The organism is Psychroserpens jangbogonensis (assembly GCF_000797465.1).
In the GTDB taxonomy this organism is placed as follows: Bacteria; Bacteroidota; Bacteroidia; order Flavobacteriales; family Flavobacteriaceae; genus Psychroserpens; species Psychroserpens jangbogonensis.
This window is the reverse complement of record NZ_JSWG01000015.1, coordinates 198,132-221,314: the sequence shown is the minus strand read 5'-3', so window position 1 is coordinate 221,314 and position 23,183 is coordinate 198,132. Positions and strand designations below refer to the sequence as shown.

The following is a 23,183-nucleotide window of genomic DNA, read 5'->3' as shown; positions in this document are numbered from 1 at the left end:
CTAAATAGTGATTTTAGTTTTAAACCCTTTGTTTGGTTCTGTTTCAAAAATAATAGTTCCGTTGATAGATTGAATACGGTTTTCCGTATTTTGAAGTCCATTACTTCTTTTTAAAGTGCTCGCACCAACACCGTTATCATTAACACTAATGTTTAGTTTTCTCTTTTCTTTTTCAAAAACAAGAACTACAATCGAAGCTTGACTGTGTTTTTTCATATTGATCAACAACTCTTGTAATACTTTGTAAATTGTTACTCTATGAATTTCAGGAAGTAAGTTCCAGGAGATGTCAGTAAGTCCTTTAATAATAATATTCGTTTCCGTGTCTTGAAAGCTTTCTATCAACTCACCCAAATAATCAACAAATGGATAATCACTATTTAGTGTGCCATGTTCTTTTGAAATATCTCTGGTTCTAGCATATAAGCTGTTCAGTTCATTAATGACTTCGGAATCAATTTGATCTTCATGCTCTAATTTAGTCATCAACTGAAACACATCATTAGCAACCTCATCATGAACCTTTTTTGAAATCCTAGATTCGGTATTATAGATTTCTTTTAGCTTTTCTTTTTTGTGTTTGGACTTAAGGTAAAAGTATAGAAATATCGATCCAAAGAAAACAACTATTCCAAATAAAAGATAGACAAGGTTTTCACTTTTCTGTTTGGCATTTTCCAGCCTACTATCTTGAAGTTGTTTTTCTTTCTTACCATATTGATAAACATAATAATTAAAATTATTTCTATCAGTATCTTTTATATCATCAATACTATCTCTAATATTAATATATTCACTTTTAACAAAATCATATCCTAATTCTATTTTTAAACGTAATGCGCTCTCTAATTGTTCTAAACTATTAGATTTTTTTGCTAAATAGATTACTTTATCTGAATAGAATAATGCTTTTTCAGAATCATTTATAGACTGAAAATGCTTTGCTAAATTCTCATAACTGTTAGTAATACCATTATTGTAATTTACATTTTTTCTAATATTCAAAGCTTGAATTAAATCTTCTTCTGCATCATCTCTACCCATTTTAGATTTAGTAAAACCTAAATTGTCCAACGATCTTGCAATATTTAAAGTGTCATTGTTTTCTAGAGCATTTTTGTACGCAGAATCAAAGTATTTTAGCGCAGATTGCAATTCGTTTTTTTGAAGATAAACGAATCCAATATTATTAAGTATAATATTTTCGTCACTTTTCTTTTTTGCTAAATTTAATCCAGTTTTATAGATTTTTAAAGCTTCTTTATAATCCTTTTTATATCTATATATTTTACCTAAATCATTTATTGTTTTGACTTTAGATCTTATAGACCATTCATCATCTTCTATTAAATCTAGTAATTCTAAACATTCTATATTAAGTCTTTCACTTTCATCAATATAACCCAGTTGCTTTTGAATATCAGCAATGTTTTGTGTCGCAAAAATTTCATCTCTAATTAATGCTTTATTAGAATATTCATCCTTTTTCTTAAGAAAGAACCTATAAGAAATGGCTAAATCGTCACTGTTTTTAGGGTTTTGAATTAATGCAGAGTAATAACTAATACTATCATTAATTTGACAATAACTATTAGAGGTAAAGAAGATCAAGAATAAAAAAAAGAGGAATGAAATATTGGATGGTTTCATTCCTCAAATCTACTAACAAATTTTGATTTATCTGTTATCCTCCAATAGGATTGTCTCCTCCTGGTGGTGGAGGTGGTGGAGGTGGAATAGTTCCTTCTCCATCACAACACGCTTGAGATTCTATTTTATCGACTAAGCTTTCAGGTGTACAGGATGTGTAGTTTGCTCCAATAAATAAAAGAGCAAATAAATATGCTAATTTTCTCATGATCCTTAAAATTTTGCAAAAGAATGGCTATCCGAGAGTTCTCAGAATCTGTTAAAAGGCATCCTTTCAGATTATACTTCTGTTATTTCGGGAAGTGGGAAAGTGTATCGTAATACCTAAAAATTGCTTCCCTAAATCAACAATTAGAATATCACTTTACGGTTTTCCGTATAGAACAATTTTGGACATTAACTATGTTAGCTAATCATAACTTTATTGATTCTAAAGTGAATGTATAGCGAGGTAAGTGTACTTATGGAAATAGAATCCGAACATTCCGAAGAATCAGTTAAAATCCATTAAAATCCGAAATAAGCTGATTATGAGAACGACCAAAACCTATTCAGAAGCTATAAGAGATAAGTATTTAAAAGATAAAGAATCTGGAACTATTAGAGGAGAGATTTATAGGTTGACACCTGCTAATATTCGAAAACTATGCTTGAATTTGATTAATGAAGAGTTATCAAAATATGATAAAATGATGTTGAAGAACAACTTTGAAACCAATGATTTTGATGACATTAGATGTAAAATAAAAAAATATGACATTGATAAATTCAAACCGATTTGTAAATTTCTAAAAAAAGAAAATGAATCCATTGCATCACACGAAGCTCTTGAATTAATAGCAGTGCTCATTAATTTTAATTCAAGACCCTATTTTAATTTTAGAAATAAATACACCAATAAGGCTTTTGAGAAAAAATTAGCGGAGAATCAAAACGATATAAATGATGAAGAACAAAATACAGATAGCTACATTTCATATGAAACAGCCATAGATCTTAGGCAAACCATTATTAAAATGAAACCCGAAAACAAAAAGGTTTTCACTTGGGTTAGTAATGCATCTGCTACAAATAAAATGTACTATTTCTAATCCTTTATTACCTACACCTAACCTACTCAACTTCCATTTACAAACACCTTTAGACACCATACAATAAAACGTCTTATAAGCCTTTAAAAAAAATCTAATTAATGTATCTTGCCTACCGATCTAAAGACGAAAAGAATGCAAGACAACAAAATACTAAGTTATATTAAAGATGTTTTAGAAAACATGCCTCCTGGCTGGTTTGATTTAACAACCCATCGACTAGATATTTATGATGAAACATTGGCTAAAACTCAATTCATAGAACAATTTGAAACCTTATTTAAAGACAATAATTCTACCGCATCAGCACTGAGTGAGTTGCCCACAGCTTACGATTATATCAGATTAGGTCATCCTCTGTCTTGTATATTAGAATGGGTCATTGGAAACTTAAATAATCTAGACTCAAAAAATATAATCAGTTTTTCATCAAAGACAATTCCTATCTTGGCCATTCTAAGAAAAAATTTATTAGACAACAAAAACACCCAAATCGTTTATTTAGATGAATTACCTGCGTGTTTCGATGCTGAAGCACTCAAGAATATTTACGGTTATAGATTTGAGTTAAAGAAAGTAGAGAATGTAGAAACCATTTCCGAATTTAACGGCAGCACCATTTTCGTTTCTCGTCAAGATGAAATGAACTCCATAAATCTCACTCCAAATATTGATTTTTATGTTGGGATTCATTCTCACCTTGGAAGTATTCTATTAGTAAATGTCAAACAGAATGAAAGTTATGTTTCAGAAATTCAACACGTCCGAAGAAGAGAAACCATTGCAATGACGCCTTCCAATTCTCTTGATGCCTTGAAACTACTTATAGACAAATCTTCAGTTCATACAATTAAAAGTGATGTCGTAGGAAACAAAGCAAGTGTCTTGAATTCAATTAAAGACATTACACGTACCACTACAAAGCCATTAGTTGCTTCTAGTGGACTATCTATGCAATATGCCATTATGATGGGTTTAATTGACCATGCTCAAGAAAATCATAAAGGAAAAGCAATCAAATTTGTTGTACCTCCAAATTGTTATGGAGGAACCAATGATCAAGCAAGACGAGTTGCAGCTTGCCTAGACAATGTGGAAGTGATGGATTTACCAGTTGATGGTGATCACGATATGGTTCAAAGTATTGACCTCGTTTTAAATCAAATTGCTAGCGAAGATGCTATCCCTTATATAATTGCTGAAATTCCAACAAATCCAAGAGTTGAAGTACCAGAACTTTTAAAATTAAAAGAAGCACTAAGTCAAGAGCGTAAAACGGCAACTGGTGACATTGCAATTGATCCCGTTTTTATTTTAGATCAAACATTTTGTCCCAACGTGCACTTTTTAGGTGAAGGCGATATACTCTCTACAGTTAGAACCATTTCATATGTTAGTGGATCTAAATTTCCAAGTGGAGGAAAATGTACAGCTGGTTACTGTGTAGGCAACACAAAAACAGAAGCTTTAATGGAAAAAATAGAAACCCATCTCATACTCTGTGATAACCAAGCTAGGAATCTTCAAATGGGAATATTGGCAAAACAATTGCCATCCATGAATCAAAGGATTGAAGATGCATACAAGAATACTCGCGAATTTGTGAACTTCATTAATGACACTTTACCAACCGCAAAAATCAATTTTGTTTCAGAAGAATTAGCACAACAAGGGTTTACTCCTTCTGTATTTTCATTAGACCTTCCTACAAAAGGAAATACAGCTGAAGAAAAAGAAGCCTATAAAAGAGCGTTAAATCATAAGTTAATCAACTTAATGATTACAAAAATTCCTAATGAAAGCAAGTACTGTGTGAGCTATGGCCAGTTAAAAGGATGTTATTGGACGATTCCTGCTACATCTACTCAAGGGACGACTAAAGAAGGCGACAAAGATTATATTGCTCGTGTAGCATTGTCTGCTAATATGGATCTTGATCTTCATAAAAAAGTCTTTTTAGAGTTTGTTGAAAGCATCTGAACCTTTTTAAAGTGTTGAGAGTTTCCAACCTTTAACCCTATGCCTAATTATTTTTTTATTGATTAAATCACATGACCTGTTATGCGGTTTCATATCAAAATGAAGTCCAATTCATAAAGTTTTGTGCATTTCATCGGTTTTTTATGCGTTTTATAGATGTTTATTCAAAATAAATAATATATTAGCACGATATAATAAATCCAAATTTACCTAAACCTACAACCTAATGCAAAAAATTACATTCCTACATGTACTGCTACTACTTATGTTTATTAGTGTACATTCTCAAACCACTAACCTACAACAAGCTCAAAACTATCTTGAGAGTAAAGGTGAAGTATGCCTAGTTTTTACAGCTAATACTGAAGCTCAAGTTGAAGAAATATCACAATTTCTGTCTGTTGGCCATAAGGTTAATAGAGAAACTTTAGAGATTGAAGCATATGCCAATGCAGAATCATTTGAACAATTTTTAAGCTATGGTCTCCCATTTACGGTGAATCAAAGTGATAATGAATTTAGTACAAATGAAAACTATGATGTTTTAGCATGGGATACGAGTTGGGATAATTTTCCAACGTATAACCAATATGCTACAAAAATGAGTTATTTCGCAGCGACTTATCCTTCTATTTGTAGTTTACAATCCATAGGAACAACTGCCCAAGGAAGAGAACTTTTTGTATTAAAAATTTCTGATAATCCAACCATGGATGAAGCTGAACCAGAGTTTATGTACACCTCAACAATGCATGGTGATGAATTAACAGGATATCCATTAATGATACATCTTATTGATTACTTGCTTTCAAGTTACGGAAGTGATACAGAAGTAGACAACCTTGTGAATTCTACTGAAATTTATATCAACCCATTAGCAAATCCTGATGGAACATACAGAACTTTCAGCAATGACACACCGATTACTAGTCCGATAAGAGCAAATAGCGCTGGACAAGATTTAAATAGAAACTATCCAGATAATGAAGCTGGATTACATGATAACGGAGCTACTTATCAGCCAGAAACAAAAGCTTTTATGGATTTTGAAGCTTCAAGAGATTTCGTGTTATCTGCAAACTTTCATGGTGGAACAGAAGTTACTAACTATCCTTATGATAATACGACTTCAAAGCATGTTGATCACGATTTTTATGAACACATCTCAAACGAATACGCAGTAAATTGCCAAAATGATAGTCCTAGTAATTATTATAATGGCGTATCTGGTAGAGTTGCAGCTGGAAGTAATCATCCAAATTATATGACCGTTGAATATGATTCTCCAGAAAACCCATCAAGTCCAGGAGTAACTCAGGGATCAATTTGGTATCAAGTATATGGAGGTCGTCAAGATTATATGAATTTTTACAGACACTCTAAAGAGATTACTATTGAATTATCATTCGTGAAATTTGTTGATGGTTCTGAATTACCAGATTTATGGACATTTAATAGACAAGCTTTCTTAGATTATATCAAACAAGCAAACTATGGTTTTCAAGGAATCGTTTCAGACGAATCTGGAAATCCAGTTGTTGCCGAAATTTCAATAGCTGGTCATGATGATCTAAACTCTTTTGTGTTTTCAAATGAAGATCACGGAGATTACTATAGATTAATTAAAGGCGGAAGTTATAATGTAACTTACGAAGCTCCAGGTTACGCAACACAAACAATTAGTGTTAGTGTTACAGATAATGTACAAACTGTTCAAAATGTAACAATGGTAGCCTTAACATCAATACCAACTGCTGGTGATGTAACAATTAACACGAATGAAAGTGCTGCTTTATCAGCAACTGGATCTGGAACAATTAATTGGTATCAAAATATTGATGACGATACTCCATTAGCTTCAGGTACTAGTTATGATACACCAAATTTAACAATAACGACCTCTTATTTTGTTGAAGATGTAATTACAAAAGGAAATGTAGGATCAACAAACCACTCTGCAAGTGGAGGTCAATTTGCTGGAGGAACAACAGACCGTTATTTAATATTTGACTCTTCAGAATCTGTAATGCTAAAAGAAGTGACAGTAAATGCTGGACAAGCTGGCGAAATGGAAGTTCAATTACAAGATGGTTCTGGTAATATGTTAGATTCAAGAGTTATTTTAATAGAATCGGCAGGTGTACAACAAATTGAATTAAATTTCATAATACCTATTGGTACTGATTTAAGACTAGCTAGTACTGAAATGTCTTCTGGATTTACTCTTTTCAGAAACAATACTGGAGCTGGTACTGACTATCCTTACACTAATGGATCTGTTTCAATAAAAGGAAATAATATTAATAATTTAGATTATTACTATTTCTTCTACGACTGGAACCTTGAAGATATCAAAAGCCCAAGAAAAGAAGTTGTAGTAACAGTTGAAGATACACTTGGTGTTGAAGACAACATTTTAGAAGAAGTTAGTGTTTTCCCAAATCCATTTAATAACTCAATTACAATTAAGTTGCCATATCAATCTGTTAACTCGAGTATAGATATTGAATTATATGATATTAGTGGACGATCAATATTGAATATGCCAAACATTAACTTAAGTAATGGGCAATTCAAGTTAGAAAACACACAAAACTTATCAAGAGGTTCTTATTTCTTGAAAATAACTGATAATGAATCTAGTAACTCCATTATTAAACAGGTAATAAAACAGTAAGATTTTACGGAAATTATTAAAAAGGCTGAAATTATTCAAATTTTAGCCTTTTTTATTTTGTTGAAAATCAAATAGTTATAATTAGTTTATGTATTTCATCGATTTTATTTGCATTTCATGGAGTTCTTATATATATTTGACCCATAAATTAATTAGTCCCAAACTATAAATTTAACCGCTTATGAAAATTTCTACACTTTCGCTAAGAAAGTATGCAATGTATTGCTGCGTACTTTTACTATCTAGTTTGATGTTCTCTCAAACTGCAGATTTCAATGTACAACATTTACAAGATGATATTGGAAACTCTGGAGGAACCAATACTAGTTTTACTCCTGTCACATTAAATAATTCTGTGGCATTAGCAAACAACAATAGAAAATCTAACGCAGGTTCAAATGGAGCTACTGGAACAACCTATAATGGTGATGATCTATCTGGATCAAGAGCTCTTACTGCGACAGACACATTATCATATTACAGAGAGTCAGGTTCAACTGCTAACAATATGAGGTTTAACACTTCTATTTGGGAATATGTTGGTCCACCTGGCGGAAATAATGAAATGATTGTAAGAGGTAGATATGCAATAAATTTAAATGATGGAACTAATAGCACAACACAAGCTCTTACTGGAATTAGTAATGCTAATAATTGTATTCCTTTTATTACAGGAATAAGAAGTAATGTTGCTGTGCAAGGTGCAGATGCAGGAACAGCCGTTGCCTATTTAGAAAGTGCTACAACCTTAAGAGTCCAAAAAGGAACTAATACAAACAATGTAGTAGTATATGTTACTGTTGTTGAATTTACAGGTAGTAACTGGACAGTTCTACATGGTGATTCTAGTAATACCAGTGCAGACACTGGAACTATTACACTTAGAAACGGATCTGATGGAACAGGAACAGCGACAAATGTATCAAACTGGAGTGAATCCATAATTTTCACACATCATAGAGGTGATAATACACAAAACGGAACTAACGATGCTATATCAGATAACTGGCCAGTAACAGATCCAGGTTCAAACAACCAAAGAGTAGATTGGACATTTAATAACAATCATGACTCGAATGGAACAAATAGACATTTTGTTCACGTATTATCTAATCCAAATCTAAACGTTAATAGATACCAAAATGCGACCAATACAAGCGGTGAAACTACAGTAAGTATTACTGCGATACCAAATATTAATGAAGCTTTAATCATTGGTAGTTCTACATCTAGTGGTGGTGGACCTGCTTATGCAAGGGGTTGGAGAAATTATTATCTAAAATCAACAACTCAAGCTGCACATTGGTCACACCGAAGTGGAAATACTTTGAGTCATGAATTGCAAATTGTAAATTTATCAGGCTTAGTTACTATAGTTCCTGTTCCAGAAATAAATATTACTGGTTTAGGTCAAAATATAATCGATGGTGCAGCTAGTCCAAGCCCTACTGATGATACAGATTTCGGAAGTGAAGATGTTGCATCAGGTACTAATCCAAATATATTTACTATTCAAAATACTGGAACGGCTTCTTTATCTATTGGCGCTATTACTATTTCTGGAACTCACGCTTTAGACTTTACAGTAACTGCTAGTCCAGCTGCTTCTGTTGCTGCTTCTGGTAATACAACATTTGAAATTACTTTTAATCCTAGTGGTAACGGACTAAGAACAGCTTCTGTTAGCATTGTTAATGGTGATAGTGATGAAAATCCTTATAACTTTAACATTGAAGGAACTGGGTTTACTCCTACTCCAGAAATAAATATTACTGGTTTAGGTCAAAATATAATTGATGGTGCATCGAGTCCAAGTCCTACTGATGATACAGATTTTGGAAGTGAAGACGTTGCATCAGGTACCAATCCAAATACATTTACTATTCAAAATACTGGAACGGCTTCTTTATCTGTTGGTGCTATTACTATTTCTGGAACTCACGCTTCAGACTTTACAGTAACTGCTAGTCCAGCTGCTTCTGTGGCTACTTCTGGTAATACAACATTTGAAATCACTTTTAATCCTAGTGGAAACGGTCTAAGAACAGCATCAGTTAGCATTGTTAATGGTGATAGTGATGAAAATCCTTATAATTTTAATATTCAAGGTAATGGAACTACTCCAACATATTCTAATGTAAGTGTTTCAGTAAATTGGCCAAGTTGGTCAGGTGAAAACCGTGTTGAAATCTACACACCAAGTGGTACACTACTAAGTACAATTGACGATGGATATGACGGAGGTAACAGAATCTATTCTACAACTGTTAATTTAGGATGTCTTGAAGACTTAAGTAATTACTACATAACCATGTACGATAGTTATGGAGATGGTTGGCAAGGTGCAGCTAACGTAACTGTTACAGCAGGTGGAGTAACTGTATTAACTAATGATGGTAGTGGCGCAACTACACCTGGTGTAGATGCATTCTTTAATGTTTCTGGTGGAGGTAGTAATGAAATTGAAATTACTGGTAATGGCACAATTATAGTTGATGGTGATGCCGTGCCTGATGCTGCAGATGATACTGATTTTGGTCTAGTTAATGTAGCAGCTGGAACAAATGAAAACACATTTACTATAAATAATTCTGGTTGTACTGACCTAAATCTAACTGGTACTGGACCAACATACATTTCTATTACTGGTACACATGCTGTAGATTTTTCTGTCACAGCGAACCCATCGACACCTATTGTTTCGAGTGGAAACACAACATATAATATCACGTTTAATCCTAGTGCTACCGGACTAAGAACGGCTACAGTAAGCATTTCAAATGATGATAGTGATGAAAACCCTTATAACTTTAACATACAAGGAACAGGGTTTACTCCTGGTCCTGAAATAAATGTAACTGGAAATGGAATCACAATTAGTGATAATGATCTCTTTCCAACGACTGCAGATGACACAGAATATGCTGCTGTATCAGTAACGGGAGCTTCACTTATCCATACATTTACTATTGAAAATACTGGAACGACTGCTTTAACGGTAGGAGCAATAACTATAGCTGGTACACATGCTTCTGATTTTACGGTCACTGCAAGTCCTTCTGCTTCTGTGGCTGCGTCTGGTTCAACAACATTTGATATTACATTTGACCCAAGTGCAATAGGACTTAGAACTGCAAATATCACAATCGCAAATAATGATGGTAATGAAAGCACTTATTACTATAACATTCAAGGTTTTGGAATAACACCTGGTGCGTGCACTACTACAATAGTATCATATCCATATTCTGAAAGTTTTGAATCTGGTCTAGGTTCATGGACTCAAGATGTTAATGGAGTTGATGATGATTTTGATTGGACTAGAACAAACGCTGCCACACCTTCATCTGATACTGGTCCAAATTCTGCTCATGATAATAGTTATTATCTTTTTACAGAAGCTACTGGAAACGCAAGTAGTTCTGCACAATTAGTAAGCCCTTGTTTTGATTTAACAAGCGCAAGTAACCCTAGATTTACATTTTTCTATCATATGCATGGAAGCGTAACTAGTGGTAGTACGACAACAAATTATATGGGAGATTTATCAGTAGAATTAAGTACTGATAACGGTCTTTCTTATACTGCAGTTATTTTTACTCAAGTTGGTTATGCTCAACAATATAATGCCGCATCATTTACACCAATAAGTGTAGACTTAACTAGTTATATTGGTCAAACTGTGAAACTCAGAATAAAAGGAGACACAAGTACAGATTATAGAAGTGATATGGCTATTGATTTAGTTAGCTTAACTGATAAACCAATGCCTATTGTTGCTCCTGGTGGAGTAACATCTAGCTTAGCTCTTTGGTTAAAAGCCGATGATGGCTTAAGTTATACTACAGGTCAAAGTGTTTCCGCATGGGAAGACCAAGGACTTGGTAGTGATGCAAGAATTAATAGACCTTCTCAAGCACCTACGTACTACGATAATGTAGCTAGAAATGTAAACTTTAATCCTGTAATTGAATTTGATAATACATATACCTCTTTTTCTTTAGATGGTGATTTTTCTCATGATAGTGCAAGTTCTGAATTTTTATCTGGAGATTACGGATTCTATACAGAAGAAGTCTTTATAGTATTAATTCCAGATGATACTGCAATTACAAATTCTTTTGGATTCATGGATGTACTTTGTAGTGATTCACATTTGGATACTGCAGCTGCAGATGCTACTGGACTAGGGTTTGGAGATTATACAGGTCGAATTGACAATGAAATTATTAGTTATGCTCATGATTCATATACATCTACTGAATCAGGAGATGGATATGCCGTTGCTGAAATTGGAACGGGATCGAGTTATAATAATGTTGGTATCATAAACACAAGAAATAACAGTGCAGATACACAACAAGAACTTTACTATAACGCCAATGATATTGGAACCAACCAAAATGATGTTGCCGAATATCTGAATACGGACGATTCTAGATGGTGGATTGGTCGTAGTGAAGGTTGGGAAGCGACCTTGAATGCAAGAGTAGCTGAAGTTATTACTTATTCTTCAAGAAAAGTCGATACAGATTTAACTCAAGAACGTAATAGAATTCAATCTTACTTAGGTATCAAATACGGTATTACGCTTGGTGTAAATGGAACAACTCAAGATTATGTTGATAGTGATGGTACACTAATCTGGGATCAATCTGTAAATACAGGTTACAACTTTGATATTGCTGGAATTGGTAGAGATAATGCTTCAGAGCTTAATCAAAAACAATCAAGAAGTGTTAATAATGCTACTGATGTTGATGGCCGAACAGAAGGTATTCTAACTATTGGTTTAACCGATATTTATGATACAAATAAATTAAACCAATCTGATAATGCTACTACATTAAATGACAAAGAATATCTTGTTTGGGGTAATAATGGAGCAGATCTTACTCTAGCTGCGACTACAGTTGCAGTTAACATGAGTTCTGGAATTACACCTGCCTTAACTACAGACGTAACTTTTACTGCTATGCAACGTGTATGGAAAGTAGTTGAAAATGGTGGAGACATAGCTACTGCCAAGGTTAGAATACCACAAGATGCTATTAGAAATATTACACCTCCAGGTAGTTTCTATATGTTTATCTCTAGTACTGGTATTTTTGATCCAACTGCAGATTATAGAGTTATGACTCCAGACGGTAGTGGAAACCTTGAAACTGAATATGATTTTGATAATACAAAGTATATCACTTTTGGATATGCACCTCAAGTTATAGTTGAACGTTCTGTCTATTTTGATGGTGCTGTAGACTATGTTGATATGGAAGATGCATTAGATTTAAATCCTAGTGAATTTACTATTTCAGCATGGATTAAAAGAGATGCAGCAGATAGCGGAACTAAATCAATTGTTTCAAAAAGAAATACTGTATTTACCCAAGGATACGACTTTAGAATTATAAATGACAATAGAGTACAAATGATCTGGAAAAACGGTAGTAATCAGATTATCACTTCTACAACATCTATTCCAGATGATGAATGGCATCAAGTAGCTATAACCTTTAATGGTTCAACTGTAAGATTATATATAGATGGTATTCAAGATAATTTTGCTGGTAGATCAGCTCCTGTAGATACTAATGAATCATTCTATATTGCAGCTGCAGGTAAAGGAACACCTGTACAGCACTTTAGAGGAAATATAGATGAAGTTAGAGTTTGGGATAAAATGCTTACTCCTGATCAATTGAGATTTATCATGAATCAAGAAATTGCTGACAATGCAACTTTCGCTTCTGGAACAGTATTACCTACGTCAATTAGTAAAAATGATATTAGTACTATTCCTTGGACAGAACTTGCAGGTTATTATCCAATGTCTGTATATACTTATACAAATACTGAAGATGGATCTGGTAATAGTAATCAAGGTGCATTAAGAAATTTAAATACAGTTGATAGACAAACTGCTCCTTTACCATATGAGTCTACTCAAAATGGTAATTGGGATACTCAAAGTACTTGGGCAAATGGAAGCGTTCAAACTATTCCTGGAACAACATCAATAGTTAATAGTGCTATGACTGTAGATTGGAATATTATTAGAACAAATCATAATGTAACAATTGATGATGATTCAGATATACCTTCTGGTAAAAATGGAAATAGAACAGTTTTAGGATTAATGGTTGACAGTAATGAACTAGAAGTTAGTGGTATTACCGATGCTACAACAAATACAGGTTACGGCCTTACAGTCTCTCACTATTTAACCCTAGATGGAACTATTGATCTTGAAGGAGAATCACAGTTAATACAAAGTGCAGATAGTGATTTAATTGTTGCCAGTACAGGACGATTAGAACGCGATCAACAAGGTACTGCAGACACATATACGTACAATTATTGGTCTTCTCCAGTTGGTCAAACAGATGAAGAAACTAACGAATTTAGTTATAACTTAACAAATGTTATGCAAGGCCTAGGTTTTGAAACTTCTAGTTATAATGGTTCTGCTTCTCCATTACAAATTGCAGATTACTGGGTATGGAAATTTTCTAACCTAACGTCTGGCGATTATTCTGCTTGGCAACACACAAGAAGTACTGGTAATATTTTTGCTGGTGAAGGATTTACAATGAAAGGCCCTGGTTCTGGTCCATTAACAGATGATCAAAACTATGTGTTTAGAGGAAAACCTAATAATGGTCATATTGATTTAACCATATTCGCTGGTAACAATTACTTAGTTGGTAACCCTTACCCTTCTGCTATAGATGCAGTAGAATTTATAAATGACAATCTAGGTGTTACTACTGGTACTTTATACTTCTGGGAACATTGGGGCGGAGGAAATCACATTTTAGCAGATTATCAAGGTGGTTATGCGCTAATGAATTTATCTGGAGGAACACCTTCAGTAACATTAGGTGTTCCTGTTGCTGATATTAGTAACACAGGTTCTGCAAGAAAAACTCCAGGTCGTTATATCCCTGTGAGTCAAGGTTTCTTTGTGAATGCAGATGCTGGAGGACCTATTGTTTTTGAAAATGATCAACGTCAATTCCAAAAAGAAGATGGAACACTAAATGGAGATTCTGTATTCTTAAGATCAGCCGAAAATTCAATTGAAGATTACGCTGATGTTTCTGGAGATCCAAGAATGAAATTTAGAATTGGTATTTACACGGTGAATACAATTCAACGTCAATTATTATTAACTATAGATCCAAATGCAACTACTGCCGTAGACCTAGGTTATGATGGTATTTTGAACGAAGCTCAAATGGATGACATGTTCTGGACTATTGATGGTGAGAAATATATCATTCAAGGTAGTAATGACACCGAAATTGATACAACATATCCATTAGGAATTAACACAGATTCTGAAGGAATAAATACAATTAGCATTAACGGTCTTAAAAATGTACCAGATAGTATGGATATTTTCATTCACGATATTGATAATAACATCTATTACAATTTAAGAGAAAGTGATTACGAAATTTATCTTCCTGCAGGAGAGCATTTAGATAGATTCGAAATGACCTTTAGAGATGCAAACGAGACTCTAGGTATTAATGAAAATGAACTTCTTAGCTCATTAGATGTTTACTATTCAAATGACGCACAAAGTTTAGTATTATTAAACCCTAATTTCAAAAATGTGAAGTCTATCGAATTATTCAATATTGTTGGACAATCGATTCACACTATAAAAGATATTTCAGAACTGGACTATTCTGAATATGAAGTTAAGAATTTAAGTTCTGGAACTTATATTGTAAAAATGAATACTGAAAGCGGTTCGGTTTCAAAGAAAGTTTTAGTAAAATAATAGACCCAAATCTACCTTAAACTTAACTTATGTAAAAAGCCTCAAAGAAATTTGAGGCTTTTGCTTTTTAAAAAATTTATAGGTATTGATATGCTATTGTAATGCATTCAACATTTCATCAAAAGAAAGGGATTCTTGATCTCCCGTTTTCATATTCTTTAATGTGAACGTATTCGAATGCATTTCAGATTCACCTAACAACACAACAAAAGGAATATTTCGTTTGTTAGCATAGTTAAACTGTTTGATTGTTTTCTTATTATCTGGAAACAACTCAGCACTTACACCATTATCGCGAAGTTGCTTGATGGCTTTCATACTTACCATAGCTTCAGCGTCTCCAAAATTGATGAACAACACATTTACAGTATTTGTTACCGTTTCAGGAAACAAGTCTAAATCTTCAAGCACTAATGCTATTCTATCTAAACCAAAGCTAATACCAACTCCACTCATATCTTTCAATCCAAAGATTCCAGTTAAATCGTCATAACGACCTCCTCCTCCAATAGATCCCATTTTCACACCTTCAGGAGCAGCAACTTCAAAAATAGCTCCAGTATAATAATTCAATCCACGAGCTAAAGTAACATCTAATTGAAGATTGGCTGTTTTTAATCCAAGTGTCTCAATACCTTGATTAATAAATTCTAATTCTTCAATCCCTTTTTTTCCTTCTTCGGACGTATTAAGTATAGATTTTAATTCTTCAATTTGAGTTCCAAAACTACCTTTCAAGCTAAATAGTGGTTGTAATTTATCAATTCCTGATTGTGGTATACCTTTGCCTAGCATTTCAATTTTAACCTTCTCCTCTCCTATTTTATCGAGCTTATCTAAAGCCACTGTAAAATCGATGAGTTTATCTTGTGCTCCTATTACTTCCGCTATTCCTGATAGAATCTTACGGTTATTGATTTTTATAGTCACACCTTTTAGGTCTAAAGCAGAAAACACAGCATCATAAAGCTGAACAAATTCTACTTCTTGCCATAAAGAATCACTACCAACAACATCTGCATCACATTGAAAAAACTCTCTAAACCGTCCTTTTTGTGGTCGATCCGCTCTCCAAACTGGTTGAATTTGATAGCGTTTAAATGGAAAGTCAATTTCATTTTGATGTTGTACTACATATCTCGCAAACGGTACAGTTAAATCGTAACGAAGTGCTTTTTCAGAAATTCTAGATGTAATTTTTGTTGAATCTTTAGCAGTATATAACTCATCATCAACTTTACTCAAAAAATCTCCGCTATTCAATATTTTAAATATCAAGCGATCACCTTCTTCTCCATACTTTCCCATTAAGGTACTCGAGTTTTCAAAACTTGGTGTTTCTATAGGCTGAAAACCAAATATCTCGAATTGTTTCTTAATCGTATTAAAAATATAATTACGTTTTGAAACCTCTTCTGGATTAAAATCTCTAGTGCCTTTTGGTATGCTTGGTTTTTGTGCCATAATATGTCCTGCAAAAGCAAGAGTCTTTTAAATAATGTTAATCTAACGTTTCACAAAAATATTATAAATTTTAGAGGCATTCGAAAGTTATTTCATTTTTATAGTAACTTTATACGTGTTTTGTAGTCTTACATTAAAACACAACCAACATTTAAAGTGTATTATGTTTTCATTAGTTAGAGAAAATATCCGTATTGCATTTGATTCTATCAAAAGTCAATTACTTCGTACCATTCTTACAATATTAATTATAGCCATTGGTATTACTGCTTTAGTTGGGATTTTAAGCGCTGTTTCAGCTCTTGAAAACACAATCTCTAGTGATTTCTCGTCAATGGGAGCAAATACCTTTAATGTTCAGCGTTATGAATTTAACACCCAACGTCGAAGTGATGAAAAGCAAAAGGTAAATCCTGTCATAAGTTTTAGAGATGTAAAAAACTTTGAGGATAATTATACCTTTCCATTTACAAAAACATCAATTTCATTTGTAGGAACCTTTGGTGCAGAAGTTAAATATGAAAACGAAAAAACAGATCCAGAAGTTCAAGTTTTAGGTGTTAATGAAAATTATATCACCAATTCTGGCTTAGAAGTGGAATTTGGAAGAGATTTAAACTACTTTGATGTACAAAACAGTAATAATGTATGCGTAATTGGTAGTGACCTTAGAAAAGCACTACTAAATGATGTAAATCCACTTAATAAAACCATAAGCATTAGAGGTGCTAAATTTAAGGTGATTGGTGTTTTAAAAGAAAAAGGTGCAACATTTGGAAACAACCAAGATCTAAGAATGTTTTTACCGCTACAAAAAGCACGTACAATTTTCACAAACCCTAATATAAACTACAGCTTAAGCGTTAAAACAGATAAGAAAGACATGTTAGAAGGTGCTCAAGATGAAGCGATCTTGCTCTTCAGAAATGTGAGAGGATTGAATCCTATTGAAGAAAATAATTTTGGCTTAGAACGTAGTGATGACCTTATTAATCGTATAGGTTCTATAACTGGTGTTCTTGAAACTGCAGCCTGGATAATTAGTATAATTACCATTTTTGGATCGACAATAGCCTTATTAAATATGATGCTTGTTTCGGTAACCGAGCGTACACGCGAAATTGGAGTTAGAAAAGCCTTAGGAGCAAAACGCAGTACTATTGCGTTTCAGTTTTTCATTGAAACAATCATTATTGGACAGCTAGGTGGACTTTTAGGAATAATTCTTGGGATTCTACTTGGATTCGGATTTGCGGCCATTGTGGACTTTAAATTCGTGATTCCATGGACAGCAATGATTGCGGCATCCATCATTACTTTTGTAGTTGCTGTTATTTCAGGCTCGTATCCAGCGAATAAAGCTGCTAAACTAGATCCAATCGAGTCGTTACGACACGAATAAATTCTAAAGTATTTTAATTCTATTTACTTACTAAGGTTTCAAAGTATTGATATAATTGACCCTTTGTAATACTTGCACCTTCTTGAATAAGCTTAAATTTATCTTGATTTTTTTTGTCTGAATAGTCTTTTTTGGCTGTAAAGAATTCAATGTCATCAGACATCAGATTATCTCTAAACCAATCATAACCTTCTTTTGTAGTAATATCAATATCAGAAGCCTTAATTTTTAATGCAATTAATCGCATGTGCTTATCAGTACAATGAAATAAATGCATTTGTTGAGGTGAAATATGCTCTAAATACTGAACTTTAGACAATACACCTTCCCAAATTAAATCGCTAAACACATCCAGCTCCTGCTCTGCTACTTCCGGTTTATTAGCTTTAATATCTACCCATTCTTTTCCAGTAATAGATTGCGTTGCCAAAAAATTAATAAATTCTTGGTGCAATTCTTCAAATTGCTCTTTAGTAAGTCTTGAGTACTTCATTTAAATACTATTTAAAACATGTAATTGAAAAAGCCTCAACTTAAAGTTGAGGCTTTCACTATAATAAATTTGAGTCTTAAGCTTGAGCTATAACTTCAAATGGTAAATCTACTGTTACTTCTCTGTGTAATCTTACAACAGCATCGTACTTTCCTAAACGTTTTACAGATCCACCTGCTACAGAGATAAATTTCTTGTCAATCTCGTGACCAGCTTTTTGTAATGCGTTTGCTAAATCAATATTGTTAACAGATCCAAATAATTTGTCTCCTGTTCCAACTTTAGAAGCAATCTTAATCTCTAATGTTTTAAGTGCTTCAGCAGTTTTGCTTGCTTCGTCAACAATAGTTTTCTCTTTATAAGCTCTTTGCTTTAAAGTTTCTGCCAATACTTTCTTAGCAGAAGGTGTAGCCATTACAGCTTGACCTTGAGGAATTAAAAAATTTCTACCATAACCGTTCTTTACTGTTACAATATCGTCTTTAAATCCTAAATTATCAACGTCTTGTTTTAATATAAGTTCCATAGTTATTGGTATTTTATTTTAATAAATCAGCTACATAAGGCATTAATGCCAAGTGACGAGCTCTTTTTACAGCAACAGATACTTTTCTTTGGTATTTTAAAGAAGTTCCTGTTAAACGTCTTGGTAACAATTTACCTTGTTCGTTTACAAAACCAAGTAACCAATCAGCATCTTTGTAATCAACATACTTGATACCAGATTTCTTGAAACGGCAATACTTTTTAGTTTTGCTTGTATCGATATTTAATGGAGTAAGATATCTGATCTCTCCATCTTTTTTTCCTTTTGCTTGTTGTTCAATTGAAGACATAATTACGCTTTTTGTTTATCTCTAGTTCTTCTTCTTTCTGCCCAAGCAATCGCATGCTTGTCTAAACTTACTGTTAAGTAACGCATAAAACGCTCATCACGTCTAAACTCTACTTCTAATGGATTTATTACTTCTCCATCAACAGTGTACTCAAATAAGTGATAAAAACCACTTTTTTTGTTTTGGATTGCATAGGCTAATTTCTTTAAGCCCCAATCTTCTTTGGCTACCATCTTCGCTCCTCTAGAAACAAGAAAATCTTCATATTTCTGTACTGTTTCCTTTATCTGATCGTCAGATAAAACGGGATTTAAGATGAAAACAGTTTCATAATGATTCATAAAAATACTATTTATTGTGTTAAAAATGAGTGCAAAAATAACCATTATTTATGTTTCTGGCAACGTTTTTGTATATAAAATTTTATAGATTTTGACACTGTTAATGAAATGTTAAAAAGAACACTTTACCGATGTTTTTTGGTTTTTAACCGAATTTTTTGTAACATTGTCGATATCTTAACCTAAAATATAATAATGTTATGACTTTAAACTGTGTAGTAGTTGATGATTCTGCGATTCAACGATTATCGATTGTAAAGTTAATTGAGAATCATTCCTCACTTAACCTTATTGCAGAATACAGTAGCGCATTAGAGACCAAGAACGGACTCAATACTCATAAGGTAGATTTAATCTTCCTAGATATTGAAATGCCTGTTCTTAACGGTTTCGAACTGCTCGACGTACTCAACAACAAACCCCAAATTATTTTCGTTACAGGTAAAACTGAATACGCATTTAAAGCTTTTAATTATGATGCAACGGACTATCTACAAAAACCTATCTCTAGGGAACGATTTAATACATCGGTAGAAAAAGCGTTAGAGCAACATAAGCTTAAGCTTGATTTTAATGAAACTGATGGTGAACACATCTTTGTGAAAAGTAACCTGAAAAAACGAAAAGTTTACATTAAAGATATTAAATGGATCGAAGCTCTTGGTGACTATGTAAAATTAGTTACAGAAGAAAACAGCTTAGTCGTGTTATCTACAATGAAAGCTTTTGAACATGAATTGCCGGAAGGTAAATTCTTGAGAATCCATAAATCGTATATTGTCAACCTTGATAAGGTAGACCGATTTAATAGCAAAAACGTAGAAGTTGGCGCTTATGAGATTCCTTTAAGTCGAAACAAGAAAACCCAACTTGTAGACGCTTTAAATAATATTTAAAATGGCACTTAAGACTATTTAGTTTGAAGATATAACGTTAACTAAACTTTAATAATTATCGACATTTAAAATTACTCTTACTGCCCTAAAATCTTTTACACTTAAGAAGCTGTTATTTATTTTAATAATAGCTTCTTTCGTTTTTAATAAGGATTGCTTCTGCGGAATTTTTACAAGAATATGCTTTAAATACTGATTTCGAATCCTGGCCACAGGAGGAAACTCAGGTCCTAAAACATGTTTATCGAAAACTGTTCTTAATGATTTTGCATACCACTCCGCTCCAACATTTACTTTTTGATAATCCTTATGCTTTAAGGTGATTTTTATCATTCTATAAATTGGAGGATACTTAAAGGTGTGCCTATCATCCATTTGCTCATCAAACATCTGCTCAAAAGCATTTGTAGACACTTGTTGCAAAATGCGATGAAATGGATTATATGTTTGAATCAATACTTTACCGCGTTCTTTCGTACGACCAGCTCTTCCCGAAACCTGAGCCATCAATTGATAACTACGCTCATGTGCTCTAAAATCTGGAAAATTAAGCATATTGTCAGCATTCATAATACCAACCAGCTTTACATTTCTAAAATCTAAACCTTTGGTTAGCATTTGTGTTCCAACCAAAATATCGATTTCCTGCTGTTCTAAGGCTGTAATTATCTTTTCATAGCCATATTTACCACGTGTCGTATCTAAATCCATACGAGCTACATTATGATCCGGAAACAGCAACTTAGCCTCCTGCTCTACTTGTTCGGTTCCAAACCCTTTAGAATCAATCTCTACACTTCTACAGGCTTCACAGTTTTTATGCATGGCCGAATTATAACCACAATAATGACAGCGCAATTGATTTTTATACTGGTGAAAGGTTAAACTCACATCACAGTTTGGGCATTGAGGCGAGTGTCCACAGGTATTACATTCTACAATTGGTGAAAATCCGCGTCTATTCTGAAATAATATAATTTGATGACCATCTTTTAAGGTCTCTTGCATTTCCAAAATAAGTCGATCACTAAAATGACCTGTCATGCGTTTACGCTTGTGCTTATCCTTAATATCGATAAGCTCAATGTCTGGCATCAACACATTGTTATATCTGTGTTTAAGTTCTACCAATCCATATTTACCTTGCTGAGCATTAGAATAACTCTCTAAACTCGGCGTAGCAGAACCTAACAGGGTTTTTGCTTTAAACATACTTGCTAAAACAACTGCTATATCTCTGGCATGATAACGAGGAGCAGGATCAAATTGTTTATAAGATGATTCGTGTTCTTCATCAACAATCACTAATCCTAAATTTTGAAATGGCAATAATACTGAAGAACGTGCACCCAAAACAATCTGTGCTTTCGGTGAATTATTCAGCACTTTATTCCACACCTCAACACGCTCATGGGATGAATACTTACTATGAAATACGGCTACTTTTTCTCCAAAGTAATTCTGAAGTCGTTCAACTAATTGTGTAGTCAAAGCTATTTCAGGTAACAAATACAGCACTTGTTTGCCTTGTGATAATTGTGTCTCAATGAGTTTTACATAGAGCTCTGTTTTACCTGAAGATGTAACTCCATATAATAATGTAATATTTTGTTTTTCAAATGATTGAACAACTTCACTTAAAGCTTTTTCTTGGTGTTCATTTAAATGTTTAGATGCCTGATTATCCTCACCTTCATACTGCACTCTATCTGTTTGGATATGGTATTCTTCTAAAACACCTTTATTAATTAAGGTCTTTACAATAGCTGAAGATGTATCACTTTCAGAAATTAAATCTGAAACTTTTACTGGCTTCTTTGTTTGAGCAGAAACAGAAAACAAAGTCATTACTACATCACGTTGTTTTGGGGCTCGACTCAAAATATCCATTAATTCTTGCAATGCTTTTTCTGACGTATGAATTGTAGCTAACTTAACATATCTAACCAACTTAGGTTTATACTTTTCATAAATCTCTTCCTGCACATTGATCACTTCCTTTTCCAAAAGCCTTTTGATAACTGGAAGTACATTCTTTTTATCCAAAATCGCCATCAAATCTTGAATTTTCAGGGACGATTGATGATGCAATGCTTCATAAACTATAAACTCATCATCTTTTAAATCCTCATCGCTTATTTGAACATCAGCGTTTTTATAGATTACTGTTTCACTCTCCAAAATAAAAGCACTAGGCAAAGCTGCTCTCATGACTTCGCCAACAGTACACATATAATATTTAGAAATCCATTGCCAATGCTTAAGTTGAATTGCAGTCACTAAAGGTGTTTCATCAAGAATTTGATGAATTTGTTTCGCTTCATAGACTAAAGGCGCTTCTTGATGAATACTTTCAACCAATCCAGTATAAATCTTACTCTTACCGAAAGGCACAGACACACGCATACCTGGGTTTAGAAATTCAGCTTCCGCTTGCGTTATAGCGTAGGTAAAACTTTTTTCTAAAGGAATTGGCAATATGACGTTGATGAAATTATTCACATCCCAAAGGTACTATGTTTGAACAAAAAAAACCACCTTAAAAAAGATGGCTTTTATTT

The 23,183-nt window shown here is 33.3% G+C and carries 14 protein-coding genes; 6 read left to right on the top strand and 8 right to left on the bottom strand.

The window, feature by feature from the left end; genetic code table 11:
- Together RH81_RS14765 and RH81_RS17160 are read right to left on the bottom strand one after the other, a co-directional pair.
- Positions 1 to 1,650, bottom strand: coding sequence for a tetratricopeptide repeat-containing sensor histidine kinase (locus RH81_RS14765; protein ID WP_033961689.1), 1,650 nt, complete (start codon positions 1,648 to 1,650; stop codon positions 1 to 3).
- 34 nt (positions 1,651 to 1,684) lie between these two features.
- Positions 1,685 to 1,858: a hypothetical protein gene (locus tag RH81_RS17160; RefSeq protein ID WP_173424377.1), complete on the bottom strand. Its 174-nt coding sequence runs from the start codon at positions 1,856 to 1,858 to the stop codon at positions 1,685 to 1,687.
- 322 nt (positions 1,859 to 2,180) lie between these two features.
- On the opposite strand from RH81_RS17160, the gene RH81_RS14760 reads away from it, so the two are divergent.
- The 4 genes from RH81_RS14760 (at position 2,181) to RH81_RS16640 (ending at position 15,190) form a co-directional block, all read left to right on the top strand.
- Positions 2,181 to 2,741, top strand: coding sequence for a hypothetical protein (locus RH81_RS14760; protein WP_033961687.1), 561 nt, complete (start codon positions 2,181 to 2,183; stop codon positions 2,739 to 2,741).
- A gap of 135 nt (positions 2,742 to 2,876) precedes the next feature.
- Positions 2,877 to 4,721 carry a PLP-dependent aminotransferase family protein gene (locus tag RH81_RS14755; RefSeq protein ID WP_033961685.1) on the top strand — a complete coding sequence of 615 codons (1,845 nt, stop codon included), beginning with the start codon at positions 2,877 to 2,879 and terminating at the stop codon, positions 4,719 to 4,721.
- A 226-nt stretch (positions 4,722 to 4,947) separates the two neighbouring features.
- Positions 4,948 to 7,398: a M14 family zinc carboxypeptidase gene (locus RH81_RS16645; protein ID WP_081988353.1), complete on the top strand. Its 2,451-nt coding sequence runs from the start codon at positions 4,948 to 4,950 to the stop codon at positions 7,396 to 7,398.
- Positions 7,399 to 7,579: 181 nt separating this feature from the next.
- On the top strand, positions 7,580 to 15,190 hold the full coding sequence (locus RH81_RS16640; RefSeq protein WP_081988351.1) for a choice-of-anchor D domain-containing protein: 7,611 nt from the start codon (positions 7,580 to 7,582) through the stop codon (positions 15,188 to 15,190).
- Positions 15,191 to 15,283: 93 nt separating this feature from the next.
- Here the strand turns inward: RH81_RS16640 and hisS are convergent, their stop codons facing one another.
- Positions 15,284 to 16,654 carry a histidine--tRNA ligase gene (gene hisS, locus RH81_RS14740; RefSeq protein ID WP_033961683.1) on the bottom strand — a complete coding sequence of 457 codons (1,371 nt, stop codon included), beginning with the start codon at positions 16,652 to 16,654 and terminating at the stop codon, positions 15,284 to 15,286.
- 163 nt (positions 16,655 to 16,817) lie between these two features.
- Between hisS and RH81_RS14735 the strand changes: the two genes are divergently transcribed.
- Entirely contained in the window at positions 16,818 to 18,056 is a 1,239-nt protein-coding gene (locus tag RH81_RS14735) for an ABC transporter permease (RefSeq protein WP_033961682.1), read from the top strand.
- Positions 18,057 to 18,075: 19 nt separating this feature from the next.
- On the opposite strand, the gene RH81_RS14730 is transcribed toward RH81_RS14735, so the two are convergent.
- The 4 genes from RH81_RS14730 to rpsF form a co-directional block, all read right to left on the bottom strand.
- Positions 18,076 to 18,549 (bottom strand): DUF6495 family protein, encoded by a 474-nt coding sequence (locus RH81_RS14730; protein WP_033961678.1) that lies wholly within the window; start codon positions 18,547 to 18,549, stop codon positions 18,076 to 18,078.
- Positions 18,550 to 18,625: 76 nt separating this feature from the next.
- Positions 18,626 to 19,075 (bottom strand): 50S ribosomal protein L9, encoded by a 450-nt coding sequence (rplI, locus tag RH81_RS14725; protein WP_033961673.1) that lies wholly within the window; start codon positions 19,073 to 19,075, stop codon positions 18,626 to 18,628.
- A 13-nt stretch (positions 19,076 to 19,088) separates the two neighbouring features.
- Entirely contained in the window at positions 19,089 to 19,385 is a 297-nt protein-coding gene (rpsR, locus tag RH81_RS14720; protein ID WP_033961670.1) for a 30S ribosomal protein S18, read from the bottom strand.
- Positions 19,386 to 19,387: 2 nt separating this feature from the next.
- On the bottom strand, positions 19,388 to 19,726 hold the full coding sequence (rpsF, locus tag RH81_RS14715) for a 30S ribosomal protein S6 (RefSeq protein WP_033962187.1): 339 nt from the start codon (positions 19,724 to 19,726) through the stop codon (positions 19,388 to 19,390).
- Between the two features lie 200 nt (positions 19,727 to 19,926).
- Between rpsF and RH81_RS14710 the strand changes: the two genes are divergently transcribed.
- Positions 19,927 to 20,622 carry a LytR/AlgR family response regulator transcription factor gene (locus RH81_RS14710; RefSeq protein ID WP_033961668.1) on the top strand — a complete coding sequence of 232 codons (696 nt, stop codon included), beginning with the start codon at positions 19,927 to 19,929 and terminating at the stop codon, positions 20,620 to 20,622.
- Positions 20,623 to 20,670: 48 nt separating this feature from the next.
- On the opposite strand, the gene priA is transcribed toward RH81_RS14710, so the two are convergent.
- Entirely contained in the window at positions 20,671 to 23,124 is a 2,454-nt protein-coding gene (gene priA, locus RH81_RS14705; RefSeq protein WP_033961667.1) for a replication restart helicase PriA, read from the bottom strand.
- Positions 23,125 to 23,183: the final 59 nt, after the last annotated feature.

Excerpts from the sequence above, each read along its gene's own strand:
- RH81_RS14765 (WP_033961689.1), bottom strand. The coding sequence starts at position 1,650 with ATGAAACCATCCAATATTTCATTCCTCTTTTTTTTATTCTTGATCTTC.
- RH81_RS17160 (WP_173424377.1), bottom strand. The coding sequence starts at position 1,858 with ATGAGAAAATTAGCATATTTATTTGCTCTTTTATTTATTGGAGCAAAC.
- RH81_RS14760 (WP_033961687.1), top strand. The coding sequence starts at position 2,181 with ATGAGAACGACCAAAACCTATTCAGAAGCTATAAGAGATAAGTATTTA.
- RH81_RS14755 (WP_033961685.1), top strand. The coding sequence starts at position 2,877 with ATGCAAGACAACAAAATACTAAGTTATATTAAAGATGTTTTAGAAAAC.
- RH81_RS16645 (WP_081988353.1), top strand. The coding sequence starts at position 4,948 with ATGCAAAAAATTACATTCCTACATGTACTGCTACTACTTATGTTTATT.
- RH81_RS16640 (WP_081988351.1), top strand. The coding sequence starts at position 7,580 with ATGAAAATTTCTACACTTTCGCTAAGAAAGTATGCAATGTATTGCTGC.
- hisS (WP_033961683.1), bottom strand. The coding sequence starts at position 16,654 with ATGGCACAAAAACCAAGCATACCAAAAGGCACTAGAGATTTTAATCCA.
- RH81_RS14735 (WP_033961682.1), top strand. The coding sequence starts at position 16,818 with ATGTTTTCATTAGTTAGAGAAAATATCCGTATTGCATTTGATTCTATC.
- RH81_RS14730 (WP_033961678.1), bottom strand. The coding sequence starts at position 18,549 with ATGAAGTACTCAAGACTTACTAAAGAGCAATTTGAAGAATTGCACCAA.
- rplI (WP_033961673.1), bottom strand. The coding sequence starts at position 19,075 with ATGGAACTTATATTAAAACAAGACGTTGATAATTTAGGATTTAAAGAC.
- rpsR (WP_033961670.1), bottom strand. The coding sequence starts at position 19,385 with ATGTCTTCAATTGAACAACAAGCAAAAGGAAAAAAAGATGGAGAGATC.
- rpsF (WP_033962187.1), bottom strand. The coding sequence starts at position 19,726 with ATGAATCATTATGAAACTGTTTTCATCTTAAATCCCGTTTTATCTGAC.
- RH81_RS14710 (WP_033961668.1), top strand. The coding sequence starts at position 19,927 with ATGACTTTAAACTGTGTAGTAGTTGATGATTCTGCGATTCAACGATTA.